This is a genomic window from Tabrizicola sp., assembly GCF_016792905.1.
Lineage (GTDB): Bacteria > Pseudomonadota > Alphaproteobacteria > Rhodobacterales > Rhodobacteraceae > Tabrizicola.
On record NZ_JAEULP010000026.1, the window covers coordinates 90,302 to 111,442 of the forward strand.

General features: G+C 66.2%; 24 protein-coding genes and 2 tRNA genes. 13 read left to right on the forward strand and 13 right to left on the reverse strand.

Annotation, left to right across the window (positions count from 1 at the left end; translation table 11 throughout):
- The first annotated feature begins 9 nt into the window (after positions 1 to 9).
- From edd to aat, 5 genes are all read left to right on the forward strand, one after another.
- Complete coding sequence (edd, locus tag JNL31_RS05480) at positions 10 to 1,815, forward strand: phosphogluconate dehydratase (protein WP_294970873.1); 1,806 nt, start codon at positions 10 to 12, stop codon at positions 1,813 to 1,815.
- Between the two features lie 270 nt (positions 1,816 to 2,085).
- Complete coding sequence (eda, locus tag JNL31_RS05485) at positions 2,086 to 2,733, forward strand: bifunctional 4-hydroxy-2-oxoglutarate aldolase/2-dehydro-3-deoxy-phosphogluconate aldolase (RefSeq protein WP_294970875.1); 648 nt, start codon at positions 2,086 to 2,088, stop codon at positions 2,731 to 2,733.
- 321 nt (positions 2,734 to 3,054) lie between these two features.
- On the forward strand, positions 3,055 to 3,543 hold the full coding sequence (gene accB / locus JNL31_RS05490) for an acetyl-CoA carboxylase biotin carboxyl carrier protein (RefSeq protein ID WP_294970877.1): 489 nt from the start codon (positions 3,055 to 3,057) through the stop codon (positions 3,541 to 3,543).
- A 12-nt stretch (positions 3,544 to 3,555) separates the two neighbouring features.
- A complete protein-coding gene (gene accC, locus JNL31_RS05495; protein WP_294970878.1) occupies positions 3,556 to 4,902 on the forward strand; it encodes an acetyl-CoA carboxylase biotin carboxylase subunit in 1,347 nt (448 codons plus the stop codon).
- A 79-nt stretch (positions 4,903 to 4,981) separates the two neighbouring features.
- Positions 4,982 to 5,665 carry a leucyl/phenylalanyl-tRNA--protein transferase gene (gene aat / locus JNL31_RS05500; RefSeq protein WP_294970880.1) on the forward strand — a complete coding sequence of 228 codons (684 nt, stop codon included), beginning with the start codon at positions 4,982 to 4,984 and terminating at the stop codon, positions 5,663 to 5,665.
- Here aat and JNL31_RS05505 read toward each other — a convergent pair.
- The 3 genes from JNL31_RS05505 to JNL31_RS05515 are packed head-to-tail and all read right to left on the reverse strand — an operon-like array spanning position 5,575 to position 6,853.
- The gene (locus JNL31_RS05505) at positions 5,575 to 6,003 is read right to left on the reverse strand and encodes a DUF2155 domain-containing protein (RefSeq protein WP_294970882.1); all 429 of its coding nucleotides are present in this window, start codon (positions 6,001 to 6,003) and stop codon (positions 5,575 to 5,577) included. The genes aat and JNL31_RS05505 overlap by 91 nt on opposite strands.
- Complete coding sequence (mlaD, locus tag JNL31_RS05510) at positions 6,000 to 6,479, reverse strand: outer membrane lipid asymmetry maintenance protein MlaD (protein ID WP_294970884.1); 480 nt, start codon at positions 6,477 to 6,479, stop codon at positions 6,000 to 6,002. Before mlaD ends, JNL31_RS05505 begins: the two co-directional genes overlap by 4 nt.
- Positions 6,479 to 6,853 carry an NADH:ubiquinone oxidoreductase subunit NDUFA12 gene (locus JNL31_RS05515; RefSeq protein ID WP_294970886.1) on the reverse strand — a complete coding sequence of 125 codons (375 nt, stop codon included), beginning with the start codon at positions 6,851 to 6,853 and terminating at the stop codon, positions 6,479 to 6,481. The genes mlaD and JNL31_RS05515 overlap by 1 nt, the downstream gene beginning before the upstream one ends.
- A gap of 137 nt (positions 6,854 to 6,990) precedes the next feature.
- On the opposite strand from JNL31_RS05515, the gene JNL31_RS05520 reads away from it, so the two are divergent.
- Positions 6,991 to 7,287, forward strand: coding sequence for a DUF2218 domain-containing protein (locus JNL31_RS05520; protein WP_294970888.1), 297 nt, complete (start codon positions 6,991 to 6,993; stop codon positions 7,285 to 7,287).
- 48 nt (positions 7,288 to 7,335) lie between these two features.
- Here JNL31_RS05520 and clpX read toward each other — a convergent pair whose 3' ends face one another.
- Positions 7,336 to 8,598, reverse strand: coding sequence for an ATP-dependent Clp protease ATP-binding subunit ClpX (gene clpX / locus JNL31_RS05525; RefSeq protein ID WP_294970890.1), 1,263 nt, complete (start codon positions 8,596 to 8,598; stop codon positions 7,336 to 7,338).
- Positions 8,599 to 8,738: 140 nt separating this feature from the next.
- Complete coding sequence (clpP, locus tag JNL31_RS05530; protein WP_294970891.1) at positions 8,739 to 9,371, reverse strand: ATP-dependent Clp endopeptidase proteolytic subunit ClpP; 633 nt, start codon at positions 9,369 to 9,371, stop codon at positions 8,739 to 8,741.
- Between the two features lie 438 nt (positions 9,372 to 9,809).
- Here clpP and JNL31_RS05535 point away from each other — a divergent pair, with 438 nt between their 5' ends.
- Positions 9,810 to 10,196, forward strand: coding sequence for a CAP domain-containing protein (locus JNL31_RS05535; protein WP_294970892.1), 387 nt, complete (start codon positions 9,810 to 9,812; stop codon positions 10,194 to 10,196).
- Between the two features lie 22 nt (positions 10,197 to 10,218).
- Here JNL31_RS05535 and JNL31_RS05540 read toward each other — a convergent pair whose 3' ends face one another.
- Positions 10,219 to 11,532 carry an ATP-binding protein gene (locus JNL31_RS05540; RefSeq protein ID WP_294970894.1) on the reverse strand — a complete coding sequence of 438 codons (1,314 nt, stop codon included), beginning with the start codon at positions 11,530 to 11,532 and terminating at the stop codon, positions 10,219 to 10,221.
- 24 nt (positions 11,533 to 11,556) lie between these two features.
- Here JNL31_RS05540 and JNL31_RS05545 point away from each other — a divergent pair, with 24 nt between their 5' ends.
- The 5 genes from JNL31_RS05545 (at position 11,557) to JNL31_RS05565 (ending at position 13,581) form a co-directional block, all read left to right on the forward strand.
- The gene (locus JNL31_RS05545) at positions 11,557 to 12,450 is read left to right on the forward strand and encodes an MBL fold metallo-hydrolase (protein ID WP_294970947.1); all 894 of its coding nucleotides are present in this window, start codon (positions 11,557 to 11,559) and stop codon (positions 12,448 to 12,450) included.
- A gap of 70 nt (positions 12,451 to 12,520) precedes the next feature.
- Positions 12,521 to 12,595: transfer RNA gene (locus JNL31_RS05550), tRNA-Asn, on the forward strand.
- A gap of 115 nt (positions 12,596 to 12,710) precedes the next feature.
- Positions 12,711 to 12,784: transfer RNA gene (locus JNL31_RS05555), tRNA-Gly, on the forward strand.
- 71 nt (positions 12,785 to 12,855) lie between these two features.
- Positions 12,856 to 13,167: a hypothetical protein gene (locus JNL31_RS05560; RefSeq protein ID WP_294970896.1), complete on the forward strand. Its 312-nt coding sequence runs from the start codon at positions 12,856 to 12,858 to the stop codon at positions 13,165 to 13,167.
- Positions 13,168 to 13,227: 60 nt separating this feature from the next.
- A complete protein-coding gene (locus tag JNL31_RS05565) occupies positions 13,228 to 13,581 on the forward strand; it encodes a RidA family protein (protein WP_294970899.1) in 354 nt (117 codons plus the stop codon).
- Positions 13,582 to 13,660: 79 nt separating this feature from the next.
- Here JNL31_RS05565 and pgi read toward each other — a convergent pair whose 3' ends face one another.
- The 7 genes from pgi to JNL31_RS05600 all read right to left on the reverse strand — a co-directional run bounded on the left by pgi (position 13,661) and on the right by JNL31_RS05600 (position 20,404).
- Entirely contained in the window at positions 13,661 to 15,259 is a 1,599-nt protein-coding gene (gene pgi / locus JNL31_RS05570; protein WP_294970901.1) for a glucose-6-phosphate isomerase, read from the reverse strand.
- A 2-nt stretch (positions 15,260 to 15,261) separates the two neighbouring features.
- Positions 15,262 to 15,933: a 6-phosphogluconolactonase gene (gene pgl / locus JNL31_RS05575; RefSeq protein ID WP_294970903.1), complete on the reverse strand. Its 672-nt coding sequence runs from the start codon at positions 15,931 to 15,933 to the stop codon at positions 15,262 to 15,264.
- On the reverse strand, positions 15,930 to 17,384 hold the full coding sequence (zwf, locus tag JNL31_RS05580; protein ID WP_294970905.1) for a glucose-6-phosphate dehydrogenase: 1,455 nt from the start codon (positions 17,382 to 17,384) through the stop codon (positions 15,930 to 15,932). The genes pgl and zwf overlap by 4 nt, the downstream gene beginning before the upstream one ends.
- Positions 17,385 to 17,488: 104 nt before the next feature.
- Complete coding sequence (locus JNL31_RS05585) at positions 17,489 to 18,187, reverse strand: MgtC/SapB family protein (RefSeq protein WP_294970907.1); 699 nt, start codon at positions 18,185 to 18,187, stop codon at positions 17,489 to 17,491.
- Between the two features lie 90 nt (positions 18,188 to 18,277).
- Entirely contained in the window at positions 18,278 to 18,862 is a 585-nt protein-coding gene (locus JNL31_RS05590) for an HNH endonuclease (RefSeq protein WP_294970909.1), read from the reverse strand.
- Positions 18,863 to 19,043: 181 nt separating this feature from the next.
- Positions 19,044 to 20,072: a radical SAM protein gene (locus tag JNL31_RS05595; protein ID WP_294970911.1), complete on the reverse strand. Its 1,029-nt coding sequence runs from the start codon at positions 20,070 to 20,072 to the stop codon at positions 19,044 to 19,046.
- The gene (locus JNL31_RS05600) at positions 20,072 to 20,404 is read right to left on the reverse strand and encodes a hypothetical protein (protein WP_294970913.1); all 333 of its coding nucleotides are present in this window, start codon (positions 20,402 to 20,404) and stop codon (positions 20,072 to 20,074) included. The genes JNL31_RS05595 and JNL31_RS05600 overlap by 1 nt, the downstream gene beginning before the upstream one ends.
- A 199-nt stretch (positions 20,405 to 20,603) precedes the next feature.
- Between JNL31_RS05600 and JNL31_RS05605 the strand changes: the two genes are divergently transcribed.
- Entirely contained in the window at positions 20,604 to 21,062 is a 459-nt protein-coding gene (locus JNL31_RS05605; RefSeq protein WP_294970915.1) for a lytic transglycosylase domain-containing protein, read from the forward strand.
- Positions 21,063 to 21,141: the final 79 nt, after the last annotated feature.

The following is a 21,141-nucleotide window of genomic DNA, read 5'->3' on the forward strand; positions in this document are numbered from 1 at the left end:
GAGGACGCCATGCCACTGCACCCCACCATCGCCCGCGTCACCGACCGCATCCGTGCACGGTCCGAGACGTCGCGCGGAGCGTACCTGGAGCGTATGACGCGGGCGGTGGCGAAGGGCCCGGTCCGCGCGCATCTGAGCTGTGGCAACCAGGCCCATGCCTATGCGGCGATGGGGGCGGCGAAAGGCGATCTGGTCGACGCGAAGGTCGCGAACCTTGGGGTGATCACCGCCTACAACGACATGCTCTCGGCGCATCAGCCCTATGAGCGCTACCCGGACCTGATCCGGGCTGCGGCGGCGAAGGCGGGGGTCACGGTGCAGGTCGCGGGCGGGGTCCCGGCGATGTGCGACGGGGTCACGCAAGGTCAGCCGGGGATGGAGCTGTCGCTCTTTTCCCGCGACGTCATCGCCCTGGCGGCAGGGGTGGCGATGAGCCACGACTGCTTCGATGCAGCGCTGTACCTGGGCGTCTGCGACAAGATCGTGCCCGGCCTGGTGATGGCGGCGGCGACCTTCGGCCATGTCCCTGCGGTCTTCGTTCCGGCGGGGCCGATGACGAGCGGCATTCCGAACGACCAGAAGTCAAAGGTGCGCAATGCCTGGGCCGAGGGGCGGGCAACGCGCGAGGAACTGATGGCCGCCGAGATGGCGAGCTACCATGGACCGGGAACCTGCACCTTCTACGGCACGGCCAACACCAACCAGATGCTGATGGAGCTGATGGGCCTGCACCTGCCCGGCGCCAGTTTCGTGAACCCCGGCACGCCCCTGCGCGAGGCGCTGACAGTGGCGGCCGTCGAGCGGGCCGCAGCGATCACCGCCTTGGGCAACGACTTCCGCCCGGCGGGCGAGGTGTTGGACGAACGCGCCTATGTCAACGGCATCGTCGGGCTCATGGCGACCGGCGGGTCGACGAACCTGGTGCTGCACCTGCCCGCGATGGCGCGCTGTTCGGGGGTGCTGCTGGATTTGCAGGACTTCGCCGACCTCAGCGAAGCGGTGCCCCTGATGGCGAAGGTCTACCCGAATGGCCTGGCGGACGTGAACCACTTCCACGCGGCGGGGGGGTTGCAGTTCCTGATCGGCCAGCTTCTGGATGCGGGGCTTCTGCATGGGGATGCGAAGACGGTGGCCGGGGACGGGCTCGCCTTCTATCGGCAGGAACCGGTGCTGGAGGACGGGCAGCTCGCCTGGCGTGCGGGGCCGGTCGTCAGCCTGAACGACCGGATCGTGCGGCCCGCGACCGAGCCTTTCGCGGCACAGGGGGGGCTGAAGCTTCTGACGGGGAACCTGGGGAAGGGCGTGATCAAGGTATCCGCCGTCGCGCCGGAACGACATGTCATCGAAGCCCCCGCCCGCGTCTTCCATTCCCAGGATGCGGTGAAGGCGGCGTTCAAGGCGGGGGAGTTCACCAGCGACACTGTCGTCGTTGTGCGCTTCCAGGGCCCGCAGGCGAACGGGATGCCGGAGCTGCATTCGCTGACGCCGACGCTGAGCGTGTTGCAGGACAGGGGGCTGAAGGTGGCACTGGTGACCGATGGCCGGATGTCCGGGGCGAGCGGCAAGGTCCCGGCGGCGATCCATGTGGCGCCCGAAGCTGCCGCCGGTGGCCCGCTGGCCCGGCTCCGCGATCGTGACATCGTCCGGCTGGACGCGGTGGCGGGAACGCTGACCGTCCTTTCGCCCGATTTCGACAACCGCGCGCCCGTGGTGGCGGACCTTTCTGCCAACGAGCACGGCATCGGCCGCGAGCTGTTCGCCGCCTTCCGCCGCAACGTGGGATCGGCCGATACCGGCGCGGCCCTCGTGATCTGACTTCCCGGGCCGCGCGCCCGGACCGACTGTCGCTGCCTCCGGCGGGGATATTTTAACCAGTATGAAAGGATTGGCGGTGCATCTTCTGGCTACGGTACAGGCGGGGACGCCGATGACCGTCCAGTGTGAAGGGCCCCTCGCCTCCCCCCGCAAACGGGCCCGAGGTGAGGGGTCAGCTCTGCCCTTGCGCTTTCATACTGGCGCAAATATCCCCGCCGGAGGCTCCCGCACCATCCACCCGCCCCTCGCCGGGGCCTGAAGGAGCCGACCATGACCCCCGCCCAGCAATCCACTGAGGCCGCGAAGATCTGCCGCCTTGCCCCCGTCGTTCCCGTGCTGGTGATCGACGATCTGGCCCATGCCAAGCCGCTGGCCGAGGCGCTGGTCGCGGGCGGCTTGCCTGCGCTGGAGGTCACTTTGCGCACCCCCGTCGCGCTGGATGCGATCCGGGCGATGGCGGAGGTGCCGGGGGGAGTTGTCGGGGCGGGCACGCTGCTGACACCTGCCGATGTGAAGGCGGCCAAGGCGGCGGGGGCGATGTTCGGCGTCTCGCCGGGCGCGACCGAGCGGATCATCGCGGCTTGCGAGGACGAGGGCCTGCCGCTTCTGCCGGGGGCGGCGACGGCGTCGGAGATCATGGCGCTGCTGGAACGGGGCTTCACGGTGCAGAAGTTCTTCCCGGCAGAACAGGCGGGCGGCGCGGCGTACCTCAAGTCCATCGGCTCGCCGATTCCGCAGGTGAAATTCTGCCCCACGGGGGGGATCAGCCTGAAGATCGCGCCCGACTACCTGGCGCTGAAGAACATCCTCTGCGTCGGCGGCAGCTGGGTTGCGCCGAAGGAGGCGATGGCGAAGGGCGACTGGGCGGCGATCACCACGCTGGCGCGCGAGGCGGCCCACCTGCCCCGCAGCGCCTAGTTGTCTGATGCCCCGGTTCGATGGTGCGATCCTTGCGAGCGGTCGGAAGGCGCACCAAGGGACAGGATTCCGGAACCGATCCTGCAGGCTCCTGAAGAAGCCGGCTGACACTCCGCCCGGAGAGGACCCGGCCAGCCCGCCTGCACCCGATGCGGAGCGACACCCTGGCGGAACGCGTTCCAGGCCATGTACTCCTTCCGTAGCCACCCGGAGCTTTCGCGGCTTTTCAGCCTCACCCCGGTTCGGTATAAGCGCCGAATACCAGAAGCGGGGGGCTGCGCCCAACCCGCGCGCCCAGGGCAGCGAAGAACAGAGGATCCGATGAGCAAGCAGAACACCGACACCGACGTCGCCTTCATCTCGGCCCTGGCCGAGCTTCTGAACAAGAACGAGCTGACCGAATTGTCGGTGAAGCGGGAATACGGCGAGGATGACAGCCTTGAGGTCCGCGTGGTGAAGCAGGCGACCGTGGTGACCGTCGCCGCTGCGCCTGCCCCGGTTCTGCACCATGCCGCGCCCGCTGCCGCCCCGGCTGCCGTCGCCGCTCCGGCAGCACCCGAAGACCCGGCCCAGCATCCCGGCGCCGTGACCTCGCCCATGGTTGGGACTGTCTACCTCGCCGCCGAACCCGGCGCCTCGCCCTTCGTGACCGTGGGCGCGCAGGTCAGCGAAGGCCAGACCGTCCTGATCATCGAGGCGATGAAGACGATGAACCACATCCCCGCCCCGCGCGCAGGGATCGTGAAGCGTATCCTGGTCGAGGACGGCCACCCGGTCGAATACGGCGCCCCCCTGATGATCGTCGAATAAGGCTGGTGCCCCATGTTCGATAAAATCCTGATCGCCAACCGGGGTGAGATCGCGCTGCGCGTGATCCGGGCCTGCCAGGAAATGGGGATCAAGTCGGTCGCCGTTCATTCCACCGCCGACGCCGATGCCATGCATGTCCGCATGGCCGACGAAAGCGTCTGCATCGGCCCCGCGCCTTCGTCCGAAAGCTATCTCTCCAAGGCCGCCATCATCTCGGCCTGCGAGATCACCGGGGCGCAGGCCGTGCATCCCGGCTACGGCTTCCTGTCGGAAAACGCCGCCTTCGCCCAGGCGCTGGAAGACCACGGCATCACCTTCATCGGTCCTTCGGCGGAGCATATCCGCATCATGGGCGACAAGATCACCGCCAAGGACACCGCCAAGGCGCTGGGTATCCCGGTCGTCCCCGGCAGTGACGGCGGCGTCCCGGATTTCGAGACCGCGAAGCGGGTGGCCCAGGAGATCGGCTATCCGGTCATCATCAAGGCCACCGCCGGCGGCGGCGGGCGCGGCATGAAGGTCGCGAAATCGGTCGAGGAGCTGGAGATCGCCTTCCGCACCGCCCGGTCCGAGGCCAAGGCGGCCTTCGGCAATGACGAAGTCTACATGGAGAAGTATCTCCAGCGCCCGCGCCACATCGAGATCCAGGTCTTCGGCGACGGCAAGGGCGGCGCGGTGCATCTGGGCGAGCGCGACTGTTCGCTGCAACGCCGCCACCAGAAGGTGTTCGAGGAAGCCCCCGGCCCGGTGATCACCCCGAAGCTGCGCGCAGAAATCGGCGGCATCTGCGCCAATGCGATGCAGAAGCTGAAATACATCGGCGCAGGCACGATCGAGTTCCTCTATGAGGATGGGAAGTTCTATTTCATCGAGATGAACACCCGCCTGCAGGTCGAACACCCCGTTACCGAAGGCATCTTCGGCGTCGACCTGGTGCGCGAACAGATCCGCGTCGCCTCGGGCATGGACCTGTCATTCACGCAGAATGACCTCGAAATCAACGGCCACGCCATCGAGGTCCGGATCAACGCCGAGAAGATCCCGAACTTCTCGCCCTGCCCCGGCCGGATCACCCAGTTCCATGCCCCCGGCGGCCTGGGCGTGCGGATGGACAGCGCCATCTACGACGGCTACCGAATCCCGCCCTATTACGACAGCCTGATCGGCAAGCTGATCGTCCATGGCCGTGACCGGCCCGAGGCGCTGTCGCGGCTGAAGCGGGCGCTGAGCGAGTTGATCATCGACGGGATCGACACCTCGATCCCGCTCTTCCACATGCTTCTGGCCGAGCCCGACATCCAGAATGGGGAATACAATATCCACTGGCTGGAAAAATGGCTGGCCGAGCGGTTCGCATAAGGTGAAGGGGCGTCCCGAGGGGCGCCCTGCCGCAAAAGTCTTCGAAGACTTTTGCAAAATCCTTCGAAGGATCTTGTAAGTGCCCGGGACGTCCTCGCGCGAAGATCTTACCCCCGACATCCTGCTGCGCGCCTATGCCATGGGAATCTTCCCGATGTCGGACGGTCGCGACGACCCCGACATCCACTGGGTCGACCCGCGCCTGCGCGGCGTGCTGCCGCTCGACGGATTCCACATCTCGCGCTCGCTGGCGAAAGGCCTCCGGTCCGGTCGGTTCCGCGTCACCACCGACACCGCCTTCGAAGCCGTGGTCGAGGCCTGCGCCGACCGCGAGGAGACCTGGATCAGCCAGCGCATCCAGCGGCTTTACCTCCAGTTGCACGGCCTCGGTCAGGCCCACAGCATCGAGGTTTGGCAAGGCGACAGGCTGGTCGGTGGCGTCTACGGCGTCACGCTCGGCGCGGCCTTCTTCGGGGAAAGCATGTTCTCGCGCGCGACCGACGCCTCGAAGATCGCACTGGCCCATACGGTGCACCGCCTGCGCGCCGGAGGGTTCCGGCTGTTCGACACCCAGTTCCTGACCCCGCATCTGGCCAGCCTCGGCGGGCGCGAGCTGCCGAGGTCGGAGTATCACCGTCTTCTGGAAGACGCGCTTGGCAGGTCAGCGCGGTTTTATCCGCCGGAGTTCTCGCCCTCGCCCTCCGAAGTCGCCGGTTCGGCCGGGGCCTCGGGCAGCACGCAGGACAGGACCCAGACGTCATAGCGCGGATGATCCAGCGCGGACAGCGCAGGCGAGGACGCCAGCATCCAGCCGCTGAACAGCGGAGCCTCGGTCGTCTCCTCGATCACCGTCAGATGCGCCTCGGCGTCCGACGCCGGGTTGCCCGTCGGATAGCGGCAGCTGTCGAGCCGAACCACCAGCCGCCCGAACTTGGCCGTCTGCCCGCGACTGAGGGCGACATCGCCGGTCTCGTTGGTGAGCTTGTCCAGAAAGCGCAACTGCGCGCCGTCCGAGTCGGTGAACTCCGCCGCCGGAGCCTCACCCGTTTCCTGCGCCGAAACCGGCAGGGCCAGCGCCATGAGCAGGGCCAGCGCCTTCATGGTGTCGCGGTCCCGTCTGCGGGTGCTGCACCTTCCGCGCCGCCACCGGCGAACTTCATCAGAAGCGTGATCAGGCTGACCGCGCCCTGCGTGTCCTCGATCTCGCCGCCCGGCTCCAGCATTTCCTCGGCTCCGCCGGGCTGGACCTCGACGAAATTGCCGCCCAGCAGTCCCTCGGACGAAATCAGGATGGTGGAATCCGTGGGCAGCGCCACATCCTTGCGCATCGAAATCGTCGCATCGGCGAAATAGGTCTGCGGGTTCAGCACCAGTCCCGTCACCGTCCCGACCTTCACCCCCGCCAACCGAACGTCCGTCCCGACGGTGACCCCCTCGACCGAGCGGAAGCTGGCGATCAGCGGATAACTGTCCGGCGCGCTGACCATCCCCGATCCGCGCACGGCATAAAGCGCAAAGCCCGCCGCTACCGCCAGGATTGCCGCCCCGGCCAGGATTTCCGCGCGTTCGTAAGCCATCACTCGGGCTGCCAGGCCTCATAGTCCCGGCGCGCCACCGGCTCGGCCCGGCGGATCGACCCCGGCGGCACATAGGCGGCCTCGGTCCCGGTCAGGTTTTCCTGATGCGGCTTTTCCCAGGCCTTGTGCTTCAAGGGGGCCTTGGTCGGCGGCTCGTCCCAAGTGAAATGCAGCCAGCCGTGCCAGTCGGGCGAAACGCGCGATGCTTCCATCTCGCCATTGTAGATCACCCAGCGCCGCTTGCCGTCGCGGGTCTGGTAGAAGATGTTCCCGGCATCATCCTCGCCCACCTTCACCCCTTTGCGCGAGGTGAAGATCTGGGTGCCGATGGTCTGGCTGTTCCACCAGGTCAGCAGGCGCTTGAGGAAGTACATGGCGGGCCTCCGGCATCGTTTGCCCTGATATGGCGGAAAGGGGCTACAAGGTCCAGAGGGCGCACCACCGACCTTGCCGGTTTTCGCCCGCGACGGAATACTGACGCCAGGGCGTATGATGGGCAAAGGAGACCTGAATGATCCGCTCAACCGGAACGCTTGCCAGCCCCAAGGCATCGCAATACCTGCAACAGCTGTGCAAGCACTTTGCCCACAAGACCGAAGTCAGCTTTGACCCCCACCAGGGCAGCATCGCCTTGCGAAGCGGCCCGGCAACCCTGGTTGCCGACGGCGACCGGCTCACCGCAACCGTCACCGCCCCCGATCTTGCCGCCCTGCCCCAGGCCCGGCATGTGATCGACAAGCATCTCGCGATCTTTGCCCACCGCGAGGGGTTCACCACCCTCGCTTGGGATGATCCCATCGACGCATGAAAAAGGCGGGCAAGCTGCCCGCCTGACATTCACTCAGCCGACGGGAGGTCAGGCCTTCGCAGGCTCTTTCTTCTTCGTCTCGGTATAGACCAGCATCGGTTTCGCACCGTTGTTCACGGCCTCTTCCTTGACGACGACCTCCTCGACCCCGTCCATGCCCGGCAATTCGAACATGGTGTCCAGAAGGATATCCTCCATGATCGAGCGCAGGCCGCGTGCGCCGGTCTTGCGCTTGATCGCCCGCTTGGCGATCGCGATCAGCGCGTCGCCGGTGAAGGTGAGCTTCACGCCCTCGATCTCGAACAGGCGCTGGTATTGCTTGACCAGCGCATTCTTCGGCTCGGTCAGGATCGTGACCAGCGCCGCCTCGTCGAGGTCGGTCAGCGTGGCGATCACCGGCAGGCGGCCGACGAATTCCGGGATCAGGCCGAACTTGAGCAAATCCTCGGGTTCCAGCTCCTTGAACAGGTCGCCGACCGAGCGTTCGTCCGGTCCCTTGACCTCGGCCCCGAAGCCGATGCCCGACCCCTTGTTGCGCTGCGAGATGATCTTCTCCAGCCCGGCAAAGGCCCCGCCGCAGATGAAAAGGATGTTCGTGGTGTCCACCTGCAGGAATTCCTGCTGCGGGTGCTTGCGGCCCCCCTGCGGCGGCACGCTGGCAACGGTGCCCTCCATGATCTTCAAGAGCGCCTGCTGCACGCCCTCGCCCGACACGTCGCGGGTGATCGAGGGGTTGTCGGACTTCCGCGTGATCTTGTCGACCTCGTCGATATAGACGATCCCGCGCTGCGCCCGTTCGACGTTGTATTCGCTGGCCTGCAACAGCTTCAGGATGATGTTTTCCACATCCTCCCCCACGTAACCAGCCTCGGTCAGCGTGGTCGCGTCCGCCATGGTGAAGGGCACGTCCAGGATGCGCGCCAGCGTCTGCGCCAGAAGCGTCTTGCCGCAGCCCGTGGGGCCGATCAAGAGGATGTTCGACTTAGACAGCTCGATATCGGTCTTGGACGAATGGTTCAGCCGCTTGTAGTGGTTGTGCACCGCGACCGACAGCACGCGCTTGGCATGGATCTGGCCGATCACGTAGTCGTCCAGCACCTTGCAGATCTCGCGCGGGGTCGGCACGCCATCCGAGGATTTCAGACCCGTGGTCTTCGTCTCCTCTCGTATGATGTCCATGCACAGCTCGACGCATTCATCGCAGATGAAGACCGTCGGCCCGGCGATCAGCTTGCGCACCTCATGCTGGCTCTTGCCGCAGAACGAACAGTAAAGCGTGTTCTTGCTGTCGCCGCCGGTGTTGTTCGCCATCCGCAGTCCTCTAAGCTTTGCTGCCAATTCCCTGTGCTACAGGGCCGGAGCCTTGGCGGAAGTTTAGGCCAACCCCCAAGGCACCACAATCCGAAAAACCCGCCCGAAAAGTCGTTGGACCATCGGGCGGAATGTGGGCGTCATTTCGACGTATCGTCGGCCTTTCCACGGCTTTCCAGGATCTGGTCGATCAGGCCCCAGGCCTTGGCATCCTCGGCCGACATGAAGTTGTCGCGCTCCAGCGCCTGTTCGACCGTGTCATAGTCGTTGCCGGTGTGACGGACGTAGATCTCGTTCAGGCGGCGCTTCAGCTTCAGCGTCTCCTGCGCGTGGATCATGATGTCGGTCGCCTGGCCCTGGTAGCCGCCCGAGGGCTGGTGCACCATGATCCGGCTGTTCGGCAGGCTGAAGCGCATGCCCTTTTCCCCCGCCGTCAGGAGAAGCGAGCCCATCGAGGCCGCCTGCCCGATCACCAGCGTGGAAATCTTCGGCCGGATGTACTGCATCGTGTCGTAGATCGAGAGCCCCGCCGTAACAACGCCGCCGGGGCTGTTGATGTACATCGAGATTTCCTTGGACGGGTTTTCCGATTCCAGGAACAGCAGCTGCGCGCAGATCAGGCTCGACATGCCGTCATGCACCGGGCCGCCCAGGAAGATGATCCGTTCCTTCAGAAGGCGGCTGTAGATGTCATAGGCGCGTTCGCCCCGGCTGGTCTGCTCGACGACCATGGGGACAAGCGTGTTCATGTAGTGGTCAACGGGATCGCGCATCGGGGCCTGCCTCTCGTGTCTTTTCGAGGAATATCGTCGAAAGTCTTGCCAGAGTCTTAGTGGCGCGGCACGGGGGCTGCAAGGGCACCCCGGCGACTTCCGGTCCAGCCCGCGCGTCCGTGCGGCCGGGACCATTCTCCCGCCGTCACCCTTGCGCCGATCCGATCGCATATCCGGGTCACGCCGAAGCCCCCCGGCAAAGCTTCGCCGACTCTCCCGCAGGACGAGTGCATTGCCGACAATTCTCGCATATTTCACCAATTGCGCCACATTCTGCCCGAATCCGGCCCAACTGCTCTGGGAATGATGAATGGCGCCAAACGATGGGGAAATGTCATGCTTTTGCGTATGCGCCTTGCGGCCATTGCCGCATCGACACTGCTTTGCCTCGGGGCTGCCGCCCAGGCCGGATGTGCGATTCCCCCGAATGCCGATGCGATGCAGAAGGAACTGCTCGCCCATCTCAACGCCGAACGCAAGGCGCGCGGGCTTTCGGCGCTGACGCTCTCGGCCAAGCTCGACAAGGCCGCCCAGGGTGCGGCCTGCGACAACGCCAAGCGCCGCTCGATCAGCCATGTCTCGTCTGACGGCGGCACGCTCAAGACCCGCCTGCGCCGCGTGGGCTACGGTTTCCGCACCGCCGCCGAAAACACCGGACGCGGCTTCGCCACGGGCGCCCGCGCGGTGGAATGGTGGATGCACTCGCCGCACCACAAGGACAACATCCTTCTGCGCAAGGCGCGCGACGTGGGCGTCGGGATCGCCGTCAGCCCCGCCCCCGACAACAAGATCCACTGGATCCTCGTGGTCGGCGCGTCCAAGTAACGGCCCTGCGCGCCCCGAACCCTCAGCGCGCAATCACCAGATCAGCCCGCAAGCCCCCAAGGGCCTCGCTCTGTGACAGTCGCAGCGATCCGCCATGGCTCAGGGCCACGTCCGATGCGATCGACAAGCCCAGCCCGACGCCGGTTCCGCGGTTCTGATCGCGCGATGCATCAAGCCGCGTGAACGGACGCAAGGCCTCCTCGCGCCGGTCAGCGGGAATGCCGGGACCATCGTCCTCGACCGTGATGCGCAGGCTGCGCTCCTGGAAGATGACGCGCAACTCGACCCGGGATGCAAAGCGCAATGCGTTCGACACCAGGTTTTCCAAGGCCCGCGCCACGGCCTGCGGGCGCATCTCGACCGGCTCCGGCCTGCCATCGACCCCGACCAGCCGGGCCCTTTCTCCGGCATGTGCGACAACGTCCTCGACCATCGCCAGCACATCAGTCGGCGCCGACCCTTCCATCGCGTCGCCGCGGACGAAGGCCAGAAACTCGTCGACCATCCGTTCCATCTGCGCCACATCCGCCTGCAACGCCTCGACCTCCGGGTCCTCGGGCATCAGCGACAGGGCCAGCCGCATCCGCGTGAGCGGCGTGCGCAGGTCGTGGCTGACCCCCGACAGCATCAGCGTGCGCTGCTCGATCTGCCGCTCGATCCGGGCGCGCATGTCCAGAAACGCCCGACCCGCCGCGCGGACCTCGATCGCGCCACGCGGCCGGTAGCTGACGGTGCGCCCCTTGCCGAACTCTTCCGCCACTTCCGCAAGCTTGGTGATCGGCCGCAACTGACGTCGCAGGAAAAAATAGGCGATGATCGTCAGTAGGATCGAAGCGATGACCATCAGGACCATCAGCTGGTGCGGATTGGTCGCCGACATCCGCCGTCGGCTCAGCTCGGCCTGAACCGGTCCGAAGCGGCTGTCGAATGTCAGGTGGACAAGGCGATCCGTCGCCGTCAGGTCCACCGCGACCAGGTTCGGCAGGCGTTCATGCAGCGTCACGATGATCATGTCGCCGGACAGGTCGATGAACTGCCGCTTGTCCTCTGTGGGTGCATCGGGCCTTGCCGGCAAGAGCAGGTTGATCTCAAGCGCCTTCGCGATGGGCACGACCGCGTCCCGGGCCGCCTCAAGCGACGGGCTTGCCTCGATCCGGTCCAGCAGGAAGCCAAGGTCGATCGCAACCCCTTGCGTCATCTGTCCGGTCACGTCTTCATAGAAACGCTGGATGAACTCGCTCGAGAACACCAGCTGAATGGCGACGATCGGCCCGATCAGGATCAGCGCCGCGCGACCGTAAAGGCCCCTGGGAAGGATACGTTGGAAGACCGACATCGCCCGCCAGACTATCCGCCCCGCATTCCCTTGGGAAGTCGCGCGGGGCCGGGCCGCTCCGATCCTCCGGTCCGGCTGCTGCGCGCCGCGAATCCCTCGCCCCTGACCGGAACCGGCACCAACACCTGGCTGGTGGGCGGCTCCGGTCTTGCCGTCATCGATCCCGGTCCCGATGATCCTGCGCATCTCGCCGCCATCCTCTCCGTACCCGGCCCCGGCCAGCGAATCGACAGGATCATCGTCACCCATGCCCACCGCGACCATTCCGCCCTGGCGCCGCGCCTTGCCGCCGCCACCGGCGCGCCGATCGTGGCCTTCGGCGGGGCACTGGACGGCCGCAGTCCGCTGATGACCCGCCTCGCCGGCAGTCTGCCGGACGGGGGCGAGGGGCTCGACCTCGCCTTCACCCCCGACCAGCACCTTGCCGACGGCGACACGCTCACCGGCCCGGACTGGAGCCTCACCGCCGTCCACACCCCGGGCCATCTTGGCGGACATCTCTGCCTCGCGCTCGGCGACACGCTCTTTTCCGGCGATCACGTCATGGGCTGGTCCACCTCCATCGTCTCGCCGCCCGACGGCGACATGGGCGCCTACATGGCCTCGCTGCACCGCCTCGCCGCCCGAAACTGGCAGCGCTTCCTGCCGGGCCATGGCGAGCCCGTCGACGATCCCGCCGGGCGGATGGCCTACCTGATCGCCCACCGCCACCAGCGCGAGGCGCAGATCCTTGGGGCCCTGACCGGCGCCCCCTGGCACATTCCAGCCCTGACCGCCCGTATCTACCACGACATCCCGCCCCCGCTTCTTCGCGCCGCCGAGCGCAACGTCTTCGCGCATCTCATTGATCTCGCGTCCAGAAACCTGGTCGTGGCCGATCCGACCCTCCATCCCGATGCGCTGTTTTACCGCGCGTGACCCGCGGTGTCCCTTCCCGCGATTTGCCCCTTGCCGCCCCCGTACACCCTTGCTATAGACCCGCCCGTGTTCCGGCGTAGCTCAGCGGTAGAGCAGTTGACTGTTAATCAATTGGTCGTAGGTTCGATCCCTACCGCCGGAGCCAACACCACCAGGGGCCCGTGAGCGATCACCGGGCCCCTCGTGATTCCGGGGCCCCAGGATTTCCGCGACCGGCCGACTTGCCATCCTCCGGCAGACTGGCTAAATGGGCAGCCAAGGCGGGTGTAGCTCAATGGTAGAGCAGAAGCTTCCCAAGCTTACGACGAGGGTTCGATTCCCTTCACCCGCTCCATCTCCTCACCTCGGCGATTGACACAGGTCCCCCGTCGGTTGACCCTTGCGTCACCCAGAACGGAGCGGTCCATGTCCCCTCGCCTCGCAGCCCTTCCCCTCTGCCTCGCGCTCGCCGCCTGCACCCAGGACAGCGGGCCGTCCGAACCCTACGCCTTTGTCGGCGCGTGGGACTGCGGGGTGCAGAGCTTCAGCTTCACCAACACCACCTACACCAACGGCACCGACACCTATCCGATCCGGACTGTCAGCCGCGATGGTCGCAACTACACCCTGCGCTTCTCCAACGGCTACGTCATCACCCTGGCCGCCGTCACCGATACCGGGCTTACCTGGGTCTCGGGCCAGACCGGCGACCAGTTCAACTGCCGCCGCGTGAAGTAGCTTCCGTTCGGGCGCGGAACCGGCTAACCAGCCGCCCGACGCCAATGAGGAGAGACGAGAATGAACACCGACATCACCCGCTACGGCATCGGCCCCCGCATGTCCGAGGCCGTGGCCTGCAACGGCATCCTCTGGCTCGCGGGGCAGCTCGGCGAGCCTTCCGGCTCGGTCGCCGACCAGACGCGCCAGGCACTTGCTGCCGTCGATGCAATCCTCGCCAAGGCCGGGATCGACAAGACCCGAATCCTGATGGTCCAGATCTGGCTCGCGGACATGGCGACCTTCGCCGAGATGAACTCGGTCTACGACACCTGGGTGCCGCAGGGTCACACCCCGGCCCGCGCCACCGGTGAATCGAAGCTGGCGACGCCGGACTACAAGGTCGAGATCATCGTCACCGCCGCGCTGAAGTAAGCGCCGGAATTCTCGAAAATTCCGGATCGGAGCCTTCAAAGGCTCCGGTCCGATTTCTTCGAAGAAATCGCTTCCCCGATCACCCCCGCAGGAAGGCCACCAGCGCCGCCGTGGACCCGTCCTTGCCTTCGGTCCCCGCCTTGCCCTCCAGCACCGGCTGCAAAGCCAGCGCCAGTTCCTTGCCCAGCTCCACCCCCCACTGGTCATAGGAGTTGATCCCGAGGATCACGCCTTCCACGAACACCCGATGCTCGTAGAGCGCGATGATCTGGCCCAGTGTGAAGGGCGTCAAATGGTCGAAGGCCAGAACGGTCGAGGGTCGGTTGCCCGGGAACACCCGATGTCGCGCCTGGCGCTCCAGCTCGGCCCCAGTCGCCCCCTTCTTCGCCATGATCGCCCGCGCTTCGTCGAGACTGCGCCCGCGCAGCAAGGCTTCGGCCTGAGCCAGGCAATTCGACACCAGCAGGAGGTGCTGATGCTTGAGGTCCGGCTCATGGCCGCGCCGCGCCACCAGGAATTCGCAGGGCACCACCCGCGTGCCCTGGTGGATCAGCTGGTAGAACGCATGCTGGCCATTGGTGCCCGGCTCGCCCCAGACGACCGGGCCGGAATTGGTGGTCAGGTCCGATCCGTCCACCGCCACCCGCTTGCCGTTACTCTCCATCTCCAGTTGCTGGAGGTAGGCAGGAAGCCGCGCAAGTCGTTGATCATAAGGCAGAACCGCCCGCGTGGCATAGTCGCACAACTGGTTGTGCCAGACACCGACCAGGGCCAGCATCACCGGCATGCTCTGGGCAAACGGCGCCGTCAGGAAATGGCGGTCCATCGCCCGACCACCGGCGAGGAATTCGTCGAACGCCTCCGGCCCCACCGCGATCATCAGGGCCAGGCCGATCGGCCCCCACATCGAATAGCGCCCGCCGACCCAGTCCTCGAACCCGAAAACCCGCTCGGGATCAATGCCATAGGCGGCGGTCTTGTCACCTGCCGTCGACACCGCCGCGAACTGCGCCGCCGGGTTCTTCACCTTCGCGGCCATCCAGCGTTTTGCCGTGTCGGCATTGGTCATCGTCTCGATGGTGGTGAAGGTCTTCGACGCCACGATCACCAGCGTCGTCTCCGGGTTCAGCCCCTGCAGCGTGTCATGGATATGCGCGCCATCGACGTTCGAGACGAAATGACAGCGCGGCCCGTCGGCAAAGGGCTGCAGCGCAAGATAGGCCATCGCCGGGCCCAGGTCGGACCCGCCGATGCCGATGTTGACCACATCGGTGATCCGGCCGCCCTGGCCCTTGAAGCCACCCTGTCGCACGTCCCGCGCAAACGCCGCACAGGCCGCACGGATTCGGCGCACCTCGGGCAGCACGTCCTTGCCGTCGACGAAGATCGACTCGTCATCCCCGGCCCGCAGCGCCACATGCAGGACGGCCCTGCCCTCGGTATCGTTGATCTTCGCGCCCGAAAACATCGCCGCCCGCTTCTCGGCGACGCCAGAGACTTCGGCGAGCCGCACCAGCGCGGCGCGGGTGGCCGCGTCAAGGTTGGTCTTGGAATAGTCGAACAACATCCCGTCGGCTCGGACGGAATAGTCCGCCGCACGGCTTTCATCAAACAGATCAAGGATATGTCGGCCCTTGTTCACGTCATGAAGCCGCTTCAGGTCAGCCCATTTCGTCATGGCTACTCCGCCCAATGCACGGTTGCGTTGTCGAGGACGGCGCGCACCGGCGCCTCCATCGGGGTCAGGGTCATCGCGCGTTCCAGCGCCGCGCGCTTGTCCGGCCCAGTGATCAGGACATGGATGTTGAACGCCTCACGCAGCGTTCGTGCCGTCAGGGTGATCCGGGGCTCGCCCGCCGCCTCGGCCCGCATCGGCAGAAGGATCGGCGCACTGGCCGACAGCGCCTCCTCCAGCCGGTCGGCGCCGGGAAAGAGGCTTGCCGTGTGCATGTCCGCCCCCATGCCAAGAAGCAGGACCGAGATCGGCAGATACGGCTTCAGCCCGTCCTCCAACGCCTCAAGCATCGCCTCCGGCTGGTCGGCGGGCGCATAGAGCGGCACCAGCCGCGCCTGCGCTGCCCTGCCGCGCAACAGCCGTTCCCGCAGCAATCGCGTGTTCGACCGTTCGGAGGTTTCCGGCACCCAGCGTTCGTCGTTCAGCACCACCGCGACATTGGCCCAGTCCAGGTCTACCCCCGACAGCGTGTCGAAGATAGGCCCCGGGGTCGTGCCCCCGGGAACCGACAAGGTCGCCTTCCCCTCCCGCCGCAGGAAATCCGCCAGCTGCCCGGCGATGGTGTTCGCCAGCCCCAGCATCAGGAATTCGCGGTCCGGGTAGACCTCCCACTTCATTCGCGTATCTCCCGCCAGCGCCGCCCGTCGCGGTGCATCAGCATCAACGCATCCTCCGGGCCCGAGGATCCGGGATCATAGGTCTGCGGCCGGTCGCCGCGCGCTTCCCAGCCCTGGATGATCGGGTCGGTCCAGGCCCAGGCCGCCTCCACCTCGTCGCCGCGCATGAACAGCGTCTGGTTGCCCCGTATCACGTCCATGATCAGCCGCTCATAGGCATCCGGCACGTCATCCGCTTCGGCACCCAGCGCATCGGCAAAGGACATGTCCAAGGGCACCTGCATCAGCCGCATGCCCCCCGGCCCCGGCTCCTTGATCATCACCATCAGGTCCATGCCCTCGTTCGGCTGGAGCCGGATGACCAGCACGTTCGCATGCCAGCCCGTGGCGTCATCGAAGATCGCATGCGGCGGCTGGCGGAAGGTGATGGCAATCTCGCTCGCCCGCGCCCGCAGGCGCTTGCCGGTGCGCAGGTAGAACGGCACCCCCTGCCAACGCCAGTTCGACACCTGCACCTTCAGCGCGATGTAGCTTTCGGTCTTCGATGCCGGGTTCTCGGAATGGACCAGATAGCCCTTCTCGCCCTTGCCCGCGCCATACTGCCCGCGCACGATGTCTTCCTTCGGCACCGGCTTCAGCGCGCGGATCACCTTCAGCTTCTCGTCCCGCACGGCGTCCGGGTCGAAATGGTACGGAGGCTCCATGGCGATCAGGCACAGAAGCTGCATCATGTGGTTCTGCACCATGTCCCGCATGGCACCCGACTTGTCGTAATAGGCCCCGCGCCCGTCGACCCCCACCGTCTCGGCCACGGTGATCTGCACGTGGTCGATGTATTCCGCCTTCCACAAGGGCTCGAACAGGATGTTGGCAAAGCGCACCGCCATCAGGTTCTGCACCGTCTCCTTGCCCAGGTAATGGTCGATCCGGTAGATCTGCGTCTCGTTGAAATGCTTCGCCAGCACCGCGTTCAGCGCCTTCGCGGATGCCAGATCGCGCCCGAACGGCTTTTCCACCACGATCCGGCTCCAGGCGTCCGCGATGCCATATTCCGACAGCCGCTGCGCAATGTCGCCGAAGAGGCTCGGCGCCACCGAGAAATAGAAGGCCCTGACCACATTCTCGCGCATCAGCGCCTTCAAGGCCGCCCAGCCCCCGGTCCCGGTCGCGTCGATCGAGACATAGTGGATGCGGCCCAGGAACCCCTCGATCGCCGCCTGATCCTGCCGCGCCTTCGGCACGAATTCGGCAATCGCCGCCCGCACCTGCTCGCGGAAGCCTTCGTCGGTCAGGTCGGCCCGTGCCGCGCCGATGATCCGGCTGTCCCCCGGCATCTGCCCCGCCACGAAGCGACGATAGAGCCCCGGCAGGATCTTGCGGCGGGCCAGGTCGCCCGTGCCGCCGAAGATCACCAGGTCGAAGACATCCACCGGAATGACACGCGAAACCATGACCGTCTCCTGCGAGGGCGCTGTTAGCGCTAACGGCGGCGTTCTACAGCCTGCCCGCTCCCCTGTCTAGCATTCACGCGCGACAGGGGGAACTGGTGCGCGGATCAGCCCTCGTCCAGCGACTGCCAACGCACCTTCAGGAGCCCCGGCTCGGCAGCCAGCCGCTGCACCGCCTGCTCCAGCCCGATCTCGCCAACCCCTTCCGCCGTCACCGTGGCGGAAACGTCCAGCCCGCGCCCGTCCTCGCCCGGAGCCAGACCGATCTCCGACAGATGCAAACCCCCGATCGTGAGAGTCCGCAACATCAGGCTCCGTGCCAGCGCCTCCTCGGCCTCGGCCACGGTGACGATCACGCGGTAGCCCCGGCTGAGCGGGATCCCCGCCCGCGTGTGCCGTTTCAGCCACTTCACCAGGGGCCGCAACCCCAGGTTCACGAACACCACCATTCCAGTCAGCAAGAGCGCCAGGTCCCAGGCCCCTGCCCCGGCCATCATGCCCACGCCCGCAGAACACCACAGCGTCGCCGCCGTGTTCAGCCCGTGGATGTTGAACCCGTCGCGAAAGATGATCCCGGCACCCAGGAAACCGATCCCCGACACGATCTGCGCCGCAACCCTTGTATGGCTCACCTCGTCCGGGAAGAGGCCCGAGAAGATGACAAAGCCCGCCGCCCCCAGCGAGACCAGCGCATTGGTCCTGAGGCCCGCCATCCGCTGCCGGACCTGCCGCTCGGACCCGATGACCGCGCCGCAGGCCAGCGCCGTGAACATGTGCAGCGCTGCCGCCTGCAAAGTGACATCCATGACCCGCCCCTCTTCCAAGGCGGCCAGAAGATCACCCCTCCCCCGGTTTGTGAAGCTTATGTAACGGCGATATGACGGCCGGAAGCGACCTCAGGCTTCCAGTTCGGCATCCCAGTACAGGTAGTCCATCCAGCTTTCGTGCAGATGGTTCGGCGGGAAGCGGCGGCCATGCGCCTGCATCTCCTCCGCCGACGGCACGCGTGGCAGCCGGTTCAGATACATCCCTGCCTGTTTCAGCGTGCGCGAGCCCTTGCGCAGGTTGCAGGGCGAACAGGCTGCCACCACGTTCTCCCAGCTGGTAATGCCGCCCTTCGACCGCGGCAGCACATGGTCGAAGGTCAGGTCGCCCTTCGCCCCGCAATACTGACAGCAGAATTCGTCCCGCAGAAAAAGATTGAAGCGCGTGAATGCCACGCGCTTCTGGGGTCTTACGAACTCTTTCAGGACCACCACGCTGGGTATCCTGAACTCTTGCCTTTGACTATGAACCACGGCGTCATATTCCGCGACGATCTGCACCCGGTCCAGGAAGGCGGCCTTGATCGCCTCCTGCCAGGGCCAGAGCGACAGCGGATAATAGGACAGCGGGCGATAATCGGCATTCAGCACCAGCGCAGGGTAGTGCTTCAGCGCCGCGGGATCGCGCACGAACTGGGTTCTGAAATCGCCGTCCATTGCCGTCAAAGACTCCGCACTTCGCCCGTCAGTCATCGGCCAGCAGGGCGGGCGGTCCCGCCCCGTACCCCGAAACTATATCTGGCGTTTGGCCCAAGGCAACCCCCAAGCGCGTGATCGCACCAAGGGTTCTCCACAGGGTTCTGCACCAGCCGGGTAACAGGGCAATGACGGTGCGGGCTCAGGCGGCAAGCCTGCGCCGGGCCTCGTCACGCTGAAAGGCGAACCAGTCGAGGAAGCCGTCTTCCAGCCCCGCCGCGTGCAGCGTGCGCGCCAATAGCGTGCGCAGGCGCGGCAAACCGCCGCTGATCCAGACCCGGCGGGTCGGGGCAAGGTCCTGCAAATGCCCCAGGTCGAACTCCTCGGGGAAGTCATAGGTCCAGGGCCGAAGCCGCCCTTCCGGCGTGATGACCAGCGGGTTGACCGCGTCCGACAGCCGCTGGTCCGGCCCGCCCTCCAGCGCCAGGCTCCAGGCCCCCGCATCCGCCGCCAGCGCCTCGGCCGGGGCCAGGTCGACATGCACCGCAACCTCCCCTTCCCAGCCCAGTTGCAGGGTTTGCGCCATCAACCACAACCGCGCGGTATCGGCCTCGCTCAGCGCCTGGTCCGCCACAGCCTCGGGCGCACGGCCCGCCATCACCAGCGGGCGCAACTGCACCGCCCGCACGCCCAGCCCCGCGCAGATCTCGATGAACTCCGGCACCTCGGCCAGCGACCCGTTCGTCACGGTGAAGGCGGCCGCCGCCGGTTTGCCGATCTCGGCCAGATAGCGCAGTCCCGAGACGGCCCGCGCCCAGGCCTGAGAATTGCCCCGCATCGCATTGTGCCGCGCCTCCAACCCGTCGAAGCTAATGGCGATCCGGTCCAGCGTCTCGACCAGCTCCCGGTGCTGCGGGGTTACGCGAAAGCCATTGGTGATGGCAGCCGTGCGGAACCCCTCTGCCTTCGCCGCCGCCAGCAACTGCGGCAACCAGGGGTACAAAAGCGGCTCGCCGCCCGAGAGGCTGATCACCTCATAGCCCTCGGCCCGCAGCCGCGGCAGCGCGGCCAGCAACGGTTCCAGCGGCAGAATGGTCCGCTTCGACGGTGACGAGGCCGAATAGCAATGGCTGCACGCCAGGTTGCACAGGTCAAGCGGGTGCAGATGGACGGTGCGGTCGGGAAGAAACCCCGACCGCTCCAGCCCGCACCCCGAAGGATGCGTCTGCATCAGCGCCCTCCGATCCCGGCCAGTTCCGGCACCTGCATCTCGACCTGCAGCCGCCACAGGTCATCGACCAGGATGCCATAGGGGAACAGCCGCACCACCCGGTACTTCTCGCCGCCCAGGATCTTGTCGACCAGGATGCGCTTGTCGCTGAAATAGTCGATGCAGATGCCATAGGGGCAGAAATCCACCCCGCCGATCTTCAGCCCGTCGCGGACGATGCGCTTGGTGACGGCGGCGATCACGTCGTCCTTCAGCTCGCGGTGGGCAAGGCGCTTGGCCAGGGCTTTCTGTACGTCCTTGGCCGAACTTGCGGCAATGGCGCCAGCTTCCATGAAATCCTCCTGAAAATATGCGTCGAAACCTGCCGGGAAATTCCGGCCCGATCAGCTTGCCACGGAATCGGCGGCGCCGCAGGTCGGGGATCGCCTACCCCCGCCCCTGCCTGCCGCTTCCCGCCGGTCATCCGAACCCTGGGTTGCATCGCGCGCCAAGCCCCGCTAACCCTCACCCGTCAGAACCAAAAGGCTTCCCATGTCCGTAACCCGTCGCAGCCTTCTCCTCTTCGGCGCGGCCGCACTTGCCGCCTGCGCCAAGCCGCAAAGGCCGGTGGACCGAGCGCCGATGGCCCTCGGCGCCACGCCCGAAATGCTGGCGCTCGTGCACAAATACGCGGGCATCCACGACATTCCCGAAAGCCTCCTGCACCGCGTCATCAAGCGCGAAAGCGGCTACAATCCGGCGGCACGGAACGGCCCTTACTACGGGTTGATGCAGATCCTGCCGCAGACCGCGCGGACCATGGGCTATCAGGGCCCGCCCGAAGGCCTTCTCGATGCCGAGACCAACCTCATGTATGCCGGCAAATACCTGCGCGGGGCGTGGCTCGTCTCCGGCGGCTCGGAAGACCGTGCCGTGATGTGGTATTCCAAGGGCTACTACTACGAGGCCAAGCGCAAGGGTCTTCTGGTGGAAACCGGGCTTCGGACCTGAGTTCGGTGCTTGCCGGACGCGGCCAAGGATTAACGAACCCTGAACCTCCGCGCCCAAGCCATTGAAATCCCTGGCCTCG

What these genes read in the sequence shown, in the direction of transcription:
- edd (WP_294970873.1), top strand. Translation starts at nt 10, where the DNA reads ATGCCACTGCACCCCACCATCGCCCGCGTCACCGACCGCATCCGTGCA.
- eda (WP_294970875.1), top strand. Translation starts at nt 2,086, where the DNA reads ATGACCCCCGCCCAGCAATCCACTGAGGCCGCGAAGATCTGCCGCCTT.
- accB (WP_294970877.1), top strand. Translation starts at nt 3,055, where the DNA reads ATGAGCAAGCAGAACACCGACACCGACGTCGCCTTCATCTCGGCCCTG.
- accC (WP_294970878.1), top strand. Translation starts at nt 3,556, where the DNA reads ATGTTCGATAAAATCCTGATCGCCAACCGGGGTGAGATCGCGCTGCGC.
- JNL31_RS05505 (WP_294970882.1), bottom strand. Translation starts at nt 6,003, where the DNA reads ATGAAGGCGCTGGCCCTGCTCATGGCGCTGGCCCTGCCGGTTTCGGCG.
- mlaD (WP_294970884.1), bottom strand. Translation starts at nt 6,479, where the DNA reads ATGGCTTACGAACGCGCGGAAATCCTGGCCGGGGCGGCAATCCTGGCG.
- JNL31_RS05515 (WP_294970886.1), bottom strand. Translation starts at nt 6,853, where the DNA reads ATGTACTTCCTCAAGCGCCTGCTGACCTGGTGGAACAGCCAGACCATC.
- JNL31_RS05520 (WP_294970888.1), top strand. Translation starts at nt 6,991, where the DNA reads ATGATCCGCTCAACCGGAACGCTTGCCAGCCCCAAGGCATCGCAATAC.
- clpX (WP_294970890.1), bottom strand. Translation starts at nt 8,598, where the DNA reads ATGGCGAACAACACCGGCGGCGACAGCAAGAACACGCTTTACTGTTCG.
- clpP (WP_294970891.1), bottom strand. Translation starts at nt 9,371, where the DNA reads ATGCGCGATCCCGTTGACCACTACATGAACACGCTTGTCCCCATGGTC.
- JNL31_RS05535 (WP_294970892.1), top strand. Translation starts at nt 9,810, where the DNA reads ATGCAGAAGGAACTGCTCGCCCATCTCAACGCCGAACGCAAGGCGCGC.
- JNL31_RS05540 (WP_294970894.1), bottom strand. Translation starts at nt 11,532, where the DNA reads ATGTCGGTCTTCCAACGTATCCTTCCCAGGGGCCTTTACGGTCGCGCG.
- JNL31_RS05560 (WP_294970896.1), top strand. Translation starts at nt 12,856, where the DNA reads ATGTCCCCTCGCCTCGCAGCCCTTCCCCTCTGCCTCGCGCTCGCCGCC.
- JNL31_RS05565 (WP_294970899.1), top strand. Translation starts at nt 13,228, where the DNA reads ATGAACACCGACATCACCCGCTACGGCATCGGCCCCCGCATGTCCGAG.
- pgi (WP_294970901.1), bottom strand. Translation starts at nt 15,259, where the DNA reads ATGACGAAATGGGCTGACCTGAAGCGGCTTCATGACGTGAACAAGGGC.
- pgl (WP_294970903.1), bottom strand. Translation starts at nt 15,933, where the DNA reads ATGAAGTGGGAGGTCTACCCGGACCGCGAATTCCTGATGCTGGGGCTG.
- zwf (WP_294970905.1), bottom strand. Translation starts at nt 17,384, where the DNA reads ATGGTTTCGCGTGTCATTCCGGTGGATGTCTTCGACCTGGTGATCTTC.
- JNL31_RS05585 (WP_294970907.1), bottom strand. Translation starts at nt 18,187, where the DNA reads ATGGATGTCACTTTGCAGGCGGCAGCGCTGCACATGTTCACGGCGCTG.
- JNL31_RS05590 (WP_294970909.1), bottom strand. Translation starts at nt 18,862, where the DNA reads ATGGACGGCGATTTCAGAACCCAGTTCGTGCGCGATCCCGCGGCGCTG.
- JNL31_RS05595 (WP_294970911.1), bottom strand. Translation starts at nt 20,072, where the DNA reads ATGCAGACGCATCCTTCGGGGTGCGGGCTGGAGCGGTCGGGGTTTCTT.
- JNL31_RS05600 (WP_294970913.1), bottom strand. Translation starts at nt 20,404, where the DNA reads ATGGAAGCTGGCGCCATTGCCGCAAGTTCGGCCAAGGACGTACAGAAA.
- JNL31_RS05605 (WP_294970915.1), top strand. Translation starts at nt 20,604, where the DNA reads ATGTCCGTAACCCGTCGCAGCCTTCTCCTCTTCGGCGCGGCCGCACTT.